Here is a 12,739-nt window from a genome sequence, read left to right as displayed (position 1 = left end):
TCAGCGGAGTTCCGCGTAGGTGTGCTGGACGCGGGTGAGTTCCTCGGCCTGGCCGGGGGAGAGGGTTTCGTCCGGGTCGAGGCACCAGATGCCCTTGAGGATCCCGTCGCGCCTGAGGACCTCGTGAACGCCGGCGATCACGCCCTTGAAGTCGTTGCGGACGTCGAACACCGCCGCGTTGGCGTCGACGCACATGGCGTTGAGCGCTTCCACACGGGCACGGGCGGCTTGATCACCGGCCACCGCGGCGTGGGCGTTCTGGAGGATCTGAACGGCTGAGCGCGTCCACACCGCCCAGTGGCCGAGGAGGCCGCCGACGAACCTGCGGACGCCGCCGCGCACGTGGAACGGGGTCAGCAGGTCGCTGATGATGTTGTCGTCGTTGCCGGTGTAGAGGGCTACTTCTTCGCCGCGGTCGGAGTCCGCCACGCCTTGGACCAGTTCCAAGGTGCGGTAGCGGTCGAAGGGGGCCGCTTTGACGGCGACGGTGTTCGGTTGGTCGGCCAGGCGGTGCCAGTAGGAGCGGGGGAGGTAGCGGCCACCGACGGCTTCCTGGAGGTAGAAGCCGATGGTCGGGAGGACTTCGCCGATGGCCGCGCTGCGGTCCAGGAGGTCTGCGTCGGACAGGTGGGGGAGGCCGCCGGGGGAGACCAGGACGGCGTCGTAGCCGAGTTCACGAGCGACTTCGGCTTCCTTCACGGCCTGATCGGTGGGGCCCGCCACGCCCGCCACTCGCACGAACGGACCGGGAGGAACCGAATCCTCGGGGCCGGGGCCAGACCGAGCGGCGATCTCCTCGGCGGCGAGTTCCAGCACCGGCCGGTAGAGCCCGTGCTCCCGGATCTCGAACTGCGTCGTGTGCACCCCGACCGCGAGCCCGCCCGCCCCCGCCTCCAGGTAGTACCGGGTCAACGCCCGCTGCCGCTCCTCGTCCAGCGCGCGGGTCTCGTCCAACGCCAGCGGGTGCGCCGGGATCACCGTGCCGCGGCGCAGCAGTGCGGCTGTCTCGAAGTCCATCAGAACCGTCCGTCCCGTCGTTCGAACTTGGTCGGCTTGGCCCACAACGCCCCGCCATCGCGCAGCCACGCGGCCTGCAGGTCGATCAGTTGCCCGAGCGTGCGGTCGGGGTAGCCGAACAGCTCGTGGCACGTCGTCGCGTCGCTGAGCAGCGACGTTTCCGGCAGGTAGCCGGTGAAGGAGGCCTCGACGCCGAGCCGTGCGGCCAGGCGCGTCGCGATCGAACGCACGGACGCCGTCTCCGGGCCGGTCAGGTTCAGCACGAACGGCGCGTCCGAGCTGTGCGCGATGCTGCGCAGCACGACCTCGTTGGCGTAGCGCTGCCAGACGACGTTCACGGCGCCAGTCGTGAGGTCGATCGGCTTGCCGTCGAGCAACCGCCGCGCGAGGTCGGCGAGGACGCCGTAGCGGGGTTCGCAGGCGTAGTTGAGCCTGATCAACGCCACGGGCGTGCCGCGCGTCCGGGCCGCGTGGGTGAAGACCTGCTCACGGCCGAGGCACGTGATGGCGTAGTCGCCGTCGGGCCTCAGGTCGTCGGTTTCGACGCTGCCGCCGCCGACCGGCGCGGTCATGCCGTAGACGTTGCCGGTGGACAGCGCGACGATCCGCGCCTTCGGGTAGCGCTCGGCGACGTACGCGGGCAGCACGGTGTTCGTCATCCACGCCTGCGAGGGCGCACCGGCCGTGCCGAACTTGGCTCCCACCAGGAAGATCACCGTGTCGGCGTCGGGCAGGGTCGTCACCGCGGAGGGATCGGAGAGATCGGCCGTCACGACGGACACGCCCTGCGCCTCGACGCGCTGCCGGCTGTCCTCATCGGACCAGCGCGAGACGGCGTGGACGACACCCGAACCGGCACGCCGGGCCATGCCCGCGATGCCCGAGCCGGTCTTGCCGCCCGCGCCGAGCACGACGACGTCACCCCAGCCCGAGGCCTCCGCGACCAACGCGGGGGACGGCCTGCTGAGTTCTTCTTCGAGGTCTGCCTCATTCATGAGGGCGCACTCCCGGCGAGGTACGAATTCATTCTCTGAAAGGAATGAATTTTTGGCCTGATGTGGTCTGTGCACACAAAATCACAGGTCACCTCTTGCGGCAAGGAGCATCATCAGTCATTCTTCCCGGCATGACATCAGCTGAATCGGAGGATTCATTCCTTCATTCCTCCGCTCGCCCGAAATGGCAGTGGGCGGCTGACCGTCTGCGCAAGGACATCGCCGACGGGGTGTGGGGGCCGGGCGATCAGCTGCCGGTCGAACGCGAGCTCGCCACGACGTTGAACGTCAGCATCAACACCATCCGGCGGGCCGTCGGCCAGCTCGTGCACGAGCAGATCGTGCTGCGACGGCAGGGCGCGGGCACGTTCGTCCGGTCCGAGTCGGCGCCGATCGCCACCGGACGGCCGCTCGTCGGCGTGCTGGTGCCCTCGACCACCTACTACTACCCGCGCGTGATCGACGGCCTGCAACGAGTCCTGCGCGGCGCGGGCGTCGGGGTCGTGCTGGTGTGCTCGAAGTACGACCTGGACGTCGAACGCGAAGAACTGCGCACGATGCTCGAAACCGGCGTGCAGGGCCTGCTCCTGGTGCCGAGCCTGCATCTGATGGACGACCCGCAGTCCTACGTGGACGGTCTGCGCGACCTGCCCGTCCCGTACGTGCTGGCCGAACGACGCCCGCCGTCGCCCGAGCCGGACGACCCCACGACGTTCGTCGGCACCGACCACGCCGGTGGCGTGTGCAAGGCGGTCCGGCACCTCAAGGAGCTCGGCCACCAGCGCATCGGGTTCCTCGGCCGGGTCAGCACCGGCACGTCCGAGCAGGTCGCGGCCGGGTTCGAGCAGGCCGTCGAACTGCTGAAGGTCGACGCCGCCGCCACCTCGTGCCGCCTGCTCTGGCAGGCCCAGGACATCTCCGCCTACGCCCGGCGCTGCGTCGAATCCGGCGTCACGGCGGTGTTCTGCCACGGTGACCGCGACGCCGCCGCGTTGATCGTCGCCGCCCGCAGGCTCGGCCTGTCGGTGCCGGGCGACCTCGCGGTGGTGGCCTACGACGACGAGGTGGCCGAGGTCGGCGACGTGCCGCTGACCGCCGTCTCGCCGCCCAAGTCCGAAGTGGGCGCGCTCGCCGCCCAGCTCCTGCTCCACCGCATCGACGGTGGCCGCACCGTTCCGTCCCAACAGGTGCTGATCCAGCCGCGGCTCGTCGTCAGGGCGTCCTGCGGTTCGGCGGTGCTTCACGAGAAAGCGGGAACATGACGTCATTCCGGATCGGACTCCTGGGCGCCGGCGCCGTCGGCGCGCACCACGTCCGAGCGGCGGCCGGCGCCGATGCCTACGCGATCGCGGCGATCTGCGACGTGCGGCGCGAGGCCGCCGAGGCGCTCGCGGCACCGGGTGTCGAGGTGTACGACGACTACCGGACGATGATCACCGAGGGGAACCTCGACGCCGTCATCATCACGACGCCGCACGCGTTGCACGCCCAGCAGGTCGTGGAGGCCGCCGAGGCCGGGCTGCACGTGCTGGTGGAGAAGCCGATGGCGACCACCGTCGAGGACTGCTCGCGGATGATCGAGGTCTGCCGGGACGCGGGCGTGCTGCTCGCGGTCGCGCACGTCATCCACTTCGACCCGGTGGCGCGAGAGGCCCGCGCGCTGATCGCGTCCGGTGAGTTCGGCGAGCCGCTGCTGATCGCGCACCGCCGTTCCGCGCACTACGAACCGAACTCGCGCCCCGCCTGGTTCTTCGACCCCGTGCTGGCCGGCGGCGGCATCGTGCTGAACGTCGGCACGCACGGCCTCGACCGCATCCAGTGGTTCGGCGGCGGCACCGTGCGCCGGGTCAGCAGCGTGGTGCGCGGCCGGGACGGGATCGACGTCGAGACCGACTCGCTGGCGTTGATCGAACTCGCCAACGGCGTCACCGCCAGCGTCGTGCTGACCAGCAGGGGAACGCCGTACTACGACGAGACCGACGTCGTCATGCCCGAGGTGACGCTGCGGGTGAGCGCGAGCGACGGCCTGCTGTTGTTGCGGGACGGGAACATCACGACGCTGGTCGGCGCGAGTCCGGTGCACCTCGAGAAAGCCTTCCGCGCGCAGCTCGACGGGTTCGTGTCGGCCGCCCGAGGTGAGGGTGGCGAGTACATCGACGGTTCCTACGGCCGTTCGGTCGTGTCGGCGGCGCTCGCGGTCTACCAGGCGGCCGACCGGGGCAACCCCGTGGACGTGCCGCGCCCGGCGGTACGCCCGTGATCAGCCGCCGCGGTCTGCTCACCGCTGCCGGACTCACCCTGCTCGCCGGGTGTTCATCCACAAAGGATCCCAACGGGCCGCTGACGTTCTGGTCGTCGTTGCGCGGCACGAACACCGTCGTGGACGCCTGGAACGCGCGGAACCCGCGCGAACCCGTCGTGCTGGAGACCGTGACGTCCGGGTTCGCCGGCGGCAACGCGAAGCTCTCGAACGCTGCCCGCGCCGGGAACGCCCCGGACGTGGTGTCGATGGCCGACGCCGACCTGCCGATGTTCGCCCTGGACGGCGTGGCCGCGGACGTGACCGACCTGGTCAGCGCAGGGCTGCGGGACGATCTCGGCGCGGTCGCGTGGGCGGGCGCCACGTTCGGCAGGCGCGTCTACGGAGTGCCGCTCGACCTGCCGCCGTTGCTGATGCTCTACCGCGAGGACCTCCTGCGCGAGCACGGCGTCGAGGTGCCGACGACCTGGGACGAGTTCCGGGCGGCGGCCCGCGTCTTGAAGTCCAAGGACATCTACCTGACCTCGTTCCACCCCAACGGCTACAACCTGTTCGCCGCGCACGTCATGCAGACCGGCGGCCGGTGGTTCGGCGTCGACGGCGACTCGTGGGCCGTGAACTTCACCGACCCCGGCTCGCTGAAGGCCGCCGAGTACTGGCAGTCGTTGCTGGACGAGGACCTGCTGTTCCTCGCGCCCGGCAGCAGTCAGGAGTGGCTCGCGGCGCTGGCCGAGGGCCGGGTCGCCGCGCACCTCGTCAGCGTCTGGGGTGTCGCGGCGCTGGCGTCGTCGGCACCCGGCGGCGCGGGGAAGTGGCGGATCGCGCCCGTGCCGCAGTGGGATCCGGCGCGGCCGTCGATCGGACGGGACGGCGCGTCGCTGCACGTGATCACCGCGGACAGCCCTCGCAAGGACCGCGCGATGCGGTTCATCGAGTGGATGTCGACCTCGCCCGAGGCGATCGTCGCGCGCCTGTCCAGCGGCCGGTCGAGCCTCTTCCCGGCGTCGCCGAAGCTGTGGGGACCGGCGTCGACGCAGTTCAAGACCACCTTCTACGGCGGCCAGGACCTCTACGGACTGGCGGCCGGTCAGTACGAACTCCAGCACGGCGACTGGATGTGGGGGCCGCGCATGCAGTCCACCGCCACGTCCCTCCACCACGGGCTCGCGCGCATCCCGTACGGCACCACGATCACGCAGGCGTTGCGCGACGCCGAGGCGGAGACGTTGCCGGACATGCGCAGCCTCGGCCTGGCGGTGAGGCGGTCGTGATCAGGCAACGCTCGGCTGTCGGCCTGCTGCTCGGCCCGTTCGTCGCGCTGCTGGCTGTGGTGTTCCTCGCGCCCACGCTGTACGCGATCTACCTCAGCTTCTTCGCGCGCAGCCACACCGGCCTCGGGTTCGGCAACGGCCAGACGGCGTGGGTCGGCCTGCGCAACTACTGGGTGGTGCTGACCGACCCGAGCTTCCTGCAGGGCGTCGGCGTCACGCTGCTGTACTCGGCCGTGTTCATCCCGCTGGTGATCGTCGGAGCGTTGGGACTCGCCCTGCTGTTCGACTCCGGCGTGGTGCGGTTCCGGCAGCTCAGCCAGACGATCCTGTTCGTGCCGCACGCCGTGCCGGGCATCATCGCCACGGTCCTCTGGCTGTACCTCTACACACCGGGCATCTCGCCGGTGATCGACCTGATGCGAGGGCTCGACGTCGAGATCAACTTCCTCGGCCTCGAGATGATCGTGCCGTCGCTGGTGAACATCGCGCTGTGGAGCGGACTCGGCTACACCACGGTGATCTTCTTCGCCGCGTTGCGCGCCGTGCCCCGGGAAGTGCTGGAGGCGGCCGAGATCGACGGCGCCGGGCCGGTGCGCGCGGCCGTGACGATCAAGGTGCCGTTGATCAGGGGCACGGTCGTGACGGTGCTGATCTTCACCGTGATCGGCGCGTTGCAGCTGTTCACCGAACCCATGCTGCTCAGCAAGGTCACGCCGTTGATCGGCCCGCGGTTCACGCCGAACATGTACATCTACGACGCGGCGTTCGCGCGCAACAACCACAGCCTCGCCGCGGCGGCCTCGGTGTTGCTGCTGATCGTGTGCTGCCTGCTGTCGTTCGCCGTGACGCGCGGCGCCTCGAGGGGAGGTCGCGCGTGACCGGGCGACTCACCGCGAACGTCGTGATCGGTGTCGGCGCGCTCTACGCGTTGCTGCCGCTGGTGTGGCTGCTGCTCGCCTCCACTGTGGACACCGAGGCGCTGTTCGCGTCCGACTTCTTCTCGCTGGAGAACTTCGCTCTGGTGGACAACGTCAAGGGGTTGTTCACCCAGGAGAAGGGCATCTACGGCCGCTGGTACCTCAACAGCATCCTCTACGCGGTCGGTGGCGCGGCGGTGGGTGCGTTGATCAGCACGGCCGCCGGGTACGTGTTCGACAAGTTCTCCTTCGCGGGCAAGAACCAGCTGTTCGCGCTGGTGCTGGTGTCGGTGATGGTGCCGGCCGCCGTGCTGGCGTTGCCGCTGTACCTGATGGCGTCGGCGGCCGGGCTGGCCAACACGGTGTGGTCGGTGATCATCCCCGTGCTGTTCAACCCGTTCGGCGTGTACCTGGCTCGGGTGTTCTCCGCGGCCTACGTGCCCAACGAGGTGCTGGAGGCCGCGCGGGTCGACGGGGCGACGGAGATCCGCAGCTTCGCGTTCGTGGGACTGCGGATGCTCGCGCCGGGGTACGTGACGATCTTCCTGTTCCAGCTGACGTCGATCTGGAACAACTTCTTCCTGCCGCTGGTGATGCTGTCGGACCAGAACCTCTACCCGGTGAGCCTCGGGCTCTACAGCTGGAACTCGCTGGCGAACATCGACCCGGACTACTACCCGTTGATGGTCGTCGGGTCGATGTTCGCGCTGCTGCCGCTCGTCTTGGCCTTCTTGCTGCTCCAACGCTATTGGCGGTCAGGACTCACGGCCGGGAGCGTGAAATGACGCTAGATCGGGCTGGTGTTCACGCGCAGGTCGTCGTACCAGATGTAGCCGGTCCTGGTCGGCGCGAACGTCGCGTCCCCGCCGCCGGCGAACGACGACAGGTAGGCGCGGTCGATCAGGTCGCCGTTGCGGACGAACTTGATGCCGGTGATCAGCGCCGCCGAACGGCCGTTGAACCACACCTGGATCTCGCCATCCGGGTTGGCGTTGCCGTTGGTGACGGTGTTGACCTTGACCCGTTTCACGATCTCCACCCACTGGCCCGGCGGGTAGTAGACGGGCTTGCCGTCGAGGGAGAGGTCGCGGTAGTCGCCGTACTGACCGGCGTGATCCATGCTGTAGTAGTAGATCGCCGCTTTGCCGCCGCTGCGCCAGATGAACCGCGACGTGAAGCCGTTGTAGCCGTCGCACGGGATGCCGCCGGAGCAGGACGCGCCCGCGCCGAGCCCGACGCCGACCTTGCCGGCGAAGTTCGTGTTGCCCCAGCTGAAGTCCGGGCTGAACCGCACCCATTGGGCCACGTAGTACTGCTGGGCGCGGGGGATCGCGAACGGGGCCTGGGCGCCGGAGTCCGCCGGGCCGAACTTGCCCGCCGGATACGTGACCCGCAACGACTTGCCGCCGCTGCGCTTCACGCTGGAGTCGACGTAGGTGCGGGTGTCGAGGCCCTGGTGCCAGGGCGCGTTCCAGCCGTCCGCCGCCCATTTCGACAACGTGTAGGTCGAGCCCGCCGCCGGGGTTTCGAAGTAGTTGTTCAACGCCGCTGCCATCGCGCTCGGCGCGGCAATGGTCGACGCGATTATCGCCGCGCATCCGGAAAGCGCGAGCAACCTCATTGTTCGCATGCACTTCCTCCACTCGTTCGAGGGTTCGGGCAGTATCGCCACGTCAAGTGTCTTCGGTCAACATTTTGCGGAATCATTCCGGGAATGATTCCGTGCATGGAAACCGGGCATTGACTTGGGCTTCTGCGGTGTCGCAGTATTCGGCCAGGTCTGGGGGCCGCGCAATTCCTTCTGTCTCGCGGAATGAATTCTGGAGGAACCCGATGAGAAAGCCTGTGGCGGTTTTGCAGGTGGTCGCGGTGGTGGCGGCGATGGCCGTCGCCACGAGCGCGACCGCCGCGGCCGCGCCCGGTCCACCGGCGCCGGACACGCCGGTCGCGCACGAGTTGCTGCGCAACGGCGGCTTCGAGAACGCCCTGTCGTGGACGCTGTCCAACGGCGCTCGGCGTGATGCCGGTGCGCTCGTCGTCACGTCGGCCACCGGAACCGCGTGGGAGGGCGGGACTTCAGCGTCGTTCGGGATCGACGTGCGGCGCGTGAGTTCGGTGAAGGTGTCCGGGCGCGTCAAGTTGGACGACGTCGTCCAGGGCGCCACGGCCGACAACGCGGCCAAGATCAGCATCGCGTTCGTGGACGCCACCGGCAAGCGGACCTGGAAGGGCGTCAACCTCACCGGTACCCAGGACTGGACCTCGCGGAGCGACGTCCACACCGTGCCCGCCGGGACCGTGTCGGCGTTCCTGTCGGTCGCGCTGGACCGGGCCAAGGGCACCGTGCGGTTCGACGACCTGAGCGTGCGCGCCGAGTCGTGGGTGAACCTGGTCAACAACCCCAGCTTCGAGCTCACCTCACCGTCCACTGAGGCCTGTCCGGCGCCCGCCTGGTGCACGCCGTACCTCAGCGCCACCTACAAGGTCGACACGCAGAACGCCTTCCACGGCACCAGGTCGTTGCGCATCGACGCCTCGCCGACGCAGAAGATCGGCGGGTTCGTCACCGTGCCGCTCGACCACAAGACGTGGCCGGTGGTGCACGTGTCGGCGAAGGTCAAGCTCGACCGGGTCGAGACCGCCGACTACACCGACTTCCCCGGCGGCCTGCGGGTCTCCGTCGGGTTCCTCTACACCGACGCTGCCGGCGCCAGCGTGTACGCCGCCTCCGGGCTGCTCAACGGCGTGCTGACCGGCTCGCGCGACTGGACGACGATCTCCGGCACGTTCCGGGTGCCGCCGCTGATGACGAAGCTCCAGATCATCCCGGCGATCCAGAACGCCACCGGCACCGCGTGGGTCGACGACGTCCGCGTGACGCCCGAGTCGCCGTGGATCGCGCCGGACAGCCAGACCAAGAGCGCGGCCGCCGGCACGTCCGCGAAGTTCCTGACCACGGTCACGAACCGCCGTGCCGTCGCCGACTCGTTCCAGCTCGCGGTCGACGGACCCGGTTCCGTCGCGCCCACCACGCAGGTGCTCCAGCCGGGGGAGTCCACTGTGGTCTCCGTGACGGTGCCCGCCGGGGCGTCGACCGTGCTGACGGCGACGCCCGCCGGTGACGCGAACCTGGCGCAACAGGCGAGTTTCCAGGCTTCGGAAGCCACTTCTCCCGGTGGTGCGCCACGGGTCTACAGCACGCCCGCGCAGCTCGACGTGCTGAAGCAGCGGATCGCCGGGCAGGACTGGGCGCGCAAGGCGTTCGACTCCGTCGTGAAGGCGGAGGCGGACGCGTGGCTCGCCCGGCCGCTCGACCAGCCGGTGAACCACGGCGGCTGGAGCGGCAACTTCAAGTGCCCCGGCACGAACACGTCGCTGGAGTTCAACTACTCCTCGCCGAAGCTGCACCGCTGCCCGATCGACGGCAAGTCCTACACCGGCGACCTGCTCGACGCCGCGTGGATCGAGATCTGGCACAACAACGCCGCGCAGGCCGTCGCCGACCTCGGGCTGGCGTTCCGCGTCACCGGTGATCAGCGGTACGCGACCAAGGCGCGCGACATCTTGTCGTACTACGCCGAGCGCTTTCTGTCGGTGCCGATGAACCAGCTCTACGGCCGGGTGCACTACCAGTCGTTGGACGAGGCCGTGGCCGCGATCGGGTTGATCGACGGGTACGACCTGATTCGCGAGGTGCTGCCCGAGTCCGACCGGGTGGACATCTCGCTGAACCTGCTGAAGCCGTTGGCGGAGCTCGTGCAGGCCTATCCGACGGTGACGTCGAACTTCCAGGCCTGGACGGTCGCGGCGGTGCACGGCGTCGGCTCCGCGATCGGCGACGAGGGCCTGCGGAAGTGGGCGCTGGACGATCCCGAGATGGGCACGGAGTTCCTGCTGAACAAGGCACGGCTCGCCGACGGCTGGTGGTGGGAGGGTGCCGCGAGCTACCACGTGTACGCGTTGCAGGCGTTGACGTCGCTCGCGATCTCCGCGCGCAACCTGGGCGAACGCGACTACGCCGCGGACGAGCGCTTCCGGTCGATGCACACGACGTTGCTGCCGTACCTGTACCCGGATCTGACGATCCCGGCGGCCGGTGATGGTGGCACGTGGGGCCGCCGGTTCGGGCCGAGCTTCGCGGCGATGGCCGAGTGGGCGTTCGCGGAGTACGGGTCGCGGGACTTCGCGACCGGGTTGTCCTACGCCTACGACAACCTCGGACGGCCTCGGTCGGACCGGTGGGCGTTGCGGTTCGGTGTGGACTCGCTGCCTCGCCTGAGCGGTCCGCGGCAGCCCAGCGCGACGTTCGGAGGCCTCGGCGAGACGGTGCTGCGGTCGTCGGACGCGGTGAACCTCGTGCCCAACTCCGGTTTCTCGGATCTCTCGCTGGCGGATGCCGGCAAGCCCGCGTTCTGGAAGCTCGACGGCGGCAAGGTGGTGGACGGCCGCCTGGTCGGCGCGGCCTCGCAGACGATTCCTCTCGACGGCTCCCGGCTCGCTCATCTGACGTTGCAGGCGATGACACGGGGCAAGGGCGCGGTCGAGGCGGTGTTCCTGCACGACCGGTGGGAGGTCGGGCGGGGCACGTTGACCGTCGATGGTGCCTGGGCGGCCCGGGAGACCGGGCTGGACGTGCCGCCGCTGGCCCGTGCGGTGCGGTTGTCGGTGAAGGGGGACGTCACGGTGGACGACGTCGACCTGTTCGCGGACGACCTGCTGGGGTCCGGTGGGTTCGAGGACGGGGGCTGGACCCGTCAGGGGGCGGCGGAACTGTCGCCGGTGGCGTACCGGGGCTCGTCGTCGGCGAAGATCACGGGGGGCCTCAACCGCAGCTCGTGGACGACTGATGTGCCCGTGACCGGCGGGAACGTGTCGTCGGTGCAGTTGGACGCGCGGACGTTCTCGCCGGTGTTGCCGTTGCGTCCTGGTGGTGGCGCCCGGATCGAGCTGTCGTTCGTCGGGCCCGGTGGGACGACTCAGCCTGCGAGCCTCACGTTCCACGACCTGCTCGGCTGGCGGTCGCGGACGCTGAAGGCCGACGTGCCGAAGGACGCCGTTGCCGCGCGGATCTCGCTCGTGGTGGAGAACGCGGCGGGGGTGGCGTTGTTCGACGACGTGCGGCTCGGGTTCTCCGGCGCGGTGGATCCGTTCCAGGCCAACGCGGTGCGGCTCGACCACGGCGTCGCGGGCGGTACCCACGGCCACGCGGACAAGCTGCACCTCGACGTGGTGGGCGGGGGAGGGCTCCAGTCCACCGACCTCGGCCAGATCTACGGCGCCGACAACGCGGACCTGACCAACAACTGGTACCGGGAGTCGGTGTCGCACAACACCGTCGTGGTCGACGGCAAGAGTCAGGACCGCAACATCCGCGGCGCGCTGGAGTTCTTCGGCACCACACCGCGGTTGAAGGTGGTCGATGCCCGCGCGGACAAGCCTTACGCGGCGATGCCGGATGTCTCGTTGCGGCGGGCCGAGCTGATGACCGACGAGTACACAGTGGACGTTTTCGACGCCCGCGGCTCTTCGGCGCACCGGTTCGACCAGTCGTGGCACGGGGTGGGTGACCTCACCGTCTCCGGTGTGCCGATGACGCCGCCGGCGTGCGGGACGTGCGTGCTCGATCCTGCCGACAAGGACTTCGGGTACGACAAGATCCGGGTGGTGGGCGAAGGCAGCGGAGCCGCGTGGCAGGCGGAGTGGAAGACGCCGCAGTCGGTGTTGTCGATGCGCGCGTTGGAACCGTCTGCCACCCGTGTGGTGCAGGCGACCGGGCCGGGGCTCGCGACCGACGGCAAGCAGATTCCGTTCGTGCTGGCGCGTCGGGAGGGTGTGGCGACTCGGTTCGCCACGCTGCTGGAGACCCGATCTGCTGTTGCTCCCAGTGCGATCGTGTCGGCCGGGCAGGTGCGGGACGGGCACGTGCGGGTGCAGCTGGCCGGTGACCGTCGCGACGACGTGCTGTACGACGGCGGGTACGCGCTGGTGCGGCGGGCGGGTTCGGCGCCGTTGAGCATCGACGTGCTGGGCCGTCAGACGGTCGAGATCGACGGGCGCACGTGGTTCACGGCGTCTCGACCGCTGGAGAAGGCCTCCGCGGTGTTCGACGGGAGTGTCTTACGGCTCTCGGTCGGGCGTCCGGCGGACCGCGGGCAGGTGACGATCACCGTGCACGCTCCTGGTGTCCGCACCGTCGAGCTGAACAACCAGCCCGTCAGCTCGGTCACCCGGCACGGCGATCTGCTGAAGGTGACGTTCACGGTCGGATAGATGGCGGAA

The 12,739-nt window shown here is 69.4% G+C and carries 9 protein-coding genes; 6 read left to right on the top strand and 3 right to left on the bottom strand.

The annotated features are described in order from the left end of the window. Positions 1 to 1,017 (bottom strand): dihydrodipicolinate synthase family protein, encoded by a 1,017-nt coding sequence (locus tag JNUCC0626_RS10870; RefSeq protein ID WP_394619571.1) that lies wholly within the window; start codon positions 1,015 to 1,017, stop codon positions 1 to 3. Beyond that, positions 1,017 to 2,012 (bottom strand): NAD-dependent epimerase/dehydratase family protein, encoded by a 996-nt coding sequence (locus JNUCC0626_RS10865; protein ID WP_394619570.1) that lies wholly within the window; start codon positions 2,010 to 2,012, stop codon positions 1,017 to 1,019. Before JNUCC0626_RS10865 ends, JNUCC0626_RS10870 begins: the two co-directional genes overlap by 1 nt. A 131-nt stretch (positions 2,013 to 2,143) precedes the next feature. Between JNUCC0626_RS10865 and JNUCC0626_RS10860 the strand changes: the two genes are divergently transcribed. Genes JNUCC0626_RS10860 through JNUCC0626_RS10840 form a run of 5 tightly spaced genes read left to right on the top strand, consistent with a single transcriptional unit; the run spans position 2,144 to position 7,245 of the window. Further along, positions 2,144 to 3,274, top strand: a complete 1,131-nt coding sequence (locus tag JNUCC0626_RS10860; RefSeq protein ID WP_394619569.1) for a GntR family transcriptional regulator — start codon at positions 2,144 to 2,146, stop codon at positions 3,272 to 3,274. Then, positions 3,271 to 4,272, top strand: coding sequence for a Gfo/Idh/MocA family protein (locus tag JNUCC0626_RS10855; RefSeq protein ID WP_394619568.1), 1,002 nt, complete (start codon positions 3,271 to 3,273; stop codon positions 4,270 to 4,272). Before JNUCC0626_RS10860 ends, JNUCC0626_RS10855 begins: the two co-directional genes overlap by 4 nt. Further along, a complete protein-coding gene (locus tag JNUCC0626_RS10850) occupies positions 4,269 to 5,543 on the top strand; it encodes an ABC transporter substrate-binding protein (protein WP_394619567.1) in 1,275 nt (424 codons plus the stop codon). The genes JNUCC0626_RS10855 and JNUCC0626_RS10850 overlap by 4 nt, the downstream gene beginning before the upstream one ends. Further along, positions 5,540 to 6,421, top strand: coding sequence for a carbohydrate ABC transporter permease (locus JNUCC0626_RS10845; protein ID WP_394619566.1), 882 nt, complete (start codon positions 5,540 to 5,542; stop codon positions 6,419 to 6,421). The genes JNUCC0626_RS10850 and JNUCC0626_RS10845 overlap by 4 nt, the downstream gene beginning before the upstream one ends. Then, entirely contained in the window at positions 6,418 to 7,245 is an 828-nt protein-coding gene (locus tag JNUCC0626_RS10840; protein WP_394619565.1) for a carbohydrate ABC transporter permease, read from the top strand. Before JNUCC0626_RS10845 ends, JNUCC0626_RS10840 begins: the two co-directional genes overlap by 4 nt. 2 nt (positions 7,246 to 7,247) lie before the next feature. On the opposite strand, the gene JNUCC0626_RS10835 is transcribed toward JNUCC0626_RS10840, so the two are convergent. Next, positions 7,248 to 8,090: a polysaccharide lyase gene (locus JNUCC0626_RS10835; RefSeq protein ID WP_394619564.1), complete on the bottom strand. Its 843-nt coding sequence runs from the start codon at positions 8,088 to 8,090 to the stop codon at positions 7,248 to 7,250. A 203-nt stretch (positions 8,091 to 8,293) separates the two neighbouring features. Between JNUCC0626_RS10835 and JNUCC0626_RS10830 the strand changes: the two genes are divergently transcribed. Then, the gene (locus tag JNUCC0626_RS10830) at positions 8,294 to 12,730 is read left to right on the top strand and encodes an alginate lyase family protein (RefSeq protein WP_394619563.1); all 4,437 of its coding nucleotides are present in this window, start codon (positions 8,294 to 8,296) and stop codon (positions 12,728 to 12,730) included. The last annotated feature ends 9 nt before the right edge of the window (positions 12,731 to 12,739 follow it).

Origin of the sequence: Lentzea sp. JNUCC 0626, assembly GCF_043632865.1 — a bacterium.
Taxonomy (GTDB): Bacteria; Actinomycetota; Actinomycetes; order Mycobacteriales; family Pseudonocardiaceae; genus Lentzea.
The sequence above is the reverse complement of the archived record's forward strand: the minus strand, read 5'-3'. Positions and strand labels throughout refer to the sequence as shown.

What these genes read in the sequence shown, in the direction of transcription:
- JNUCC0626_RS10830 (WP_394619563.1), top strand. Translation starts at nt 8,294, where the DNA reads ATGAGAAAGCCTGTGGCGGTTTTGCAGGTGGTCGCGGTGGTGGCGGCG.
- JNUCC0626_RS10865 (WP_394619570.1), bottom strand. Translation starts at nt 2,012, where the DNA reads ATGAATGAGGCAGACCTCGAAGAAGAACTCAGCAGGCCGTCCCCCGCG.
- JNUCC0626_RS10860 (WP_394619569.1), top strand. Translation starts at nt 2,144, where the DNA reads ATGACATCAGCTGAATCGGAGGATTCATTCCTTCATTCCTCCGCTCGC.
- JNUCC0626_RS10835 (WP_394619564.1), bottom strand. Translation starts at nt 8,090, where the DNA reads ATGCGAACAATGAGGTTGCTCGCGCTTTCCGGATGCGCGGCGATAATC.
- JNUCC0626_RS10855 (WP_394619568.1), top strand. Translation starts at nt 3,271, where the DNA reads ATGACGTCATTCCGGATCGGACTCCTGGGCGCCGGCGCCGTCGGCGCG.
- JNUCC0626_RS10870 (WP_394619571.1), bottom strand. Translation starts at nt 1,017, where the DNA reads ATGGACTTCGAGACAGCCGCACTGCTGCGCCGCGGCACGGTGATCCCG.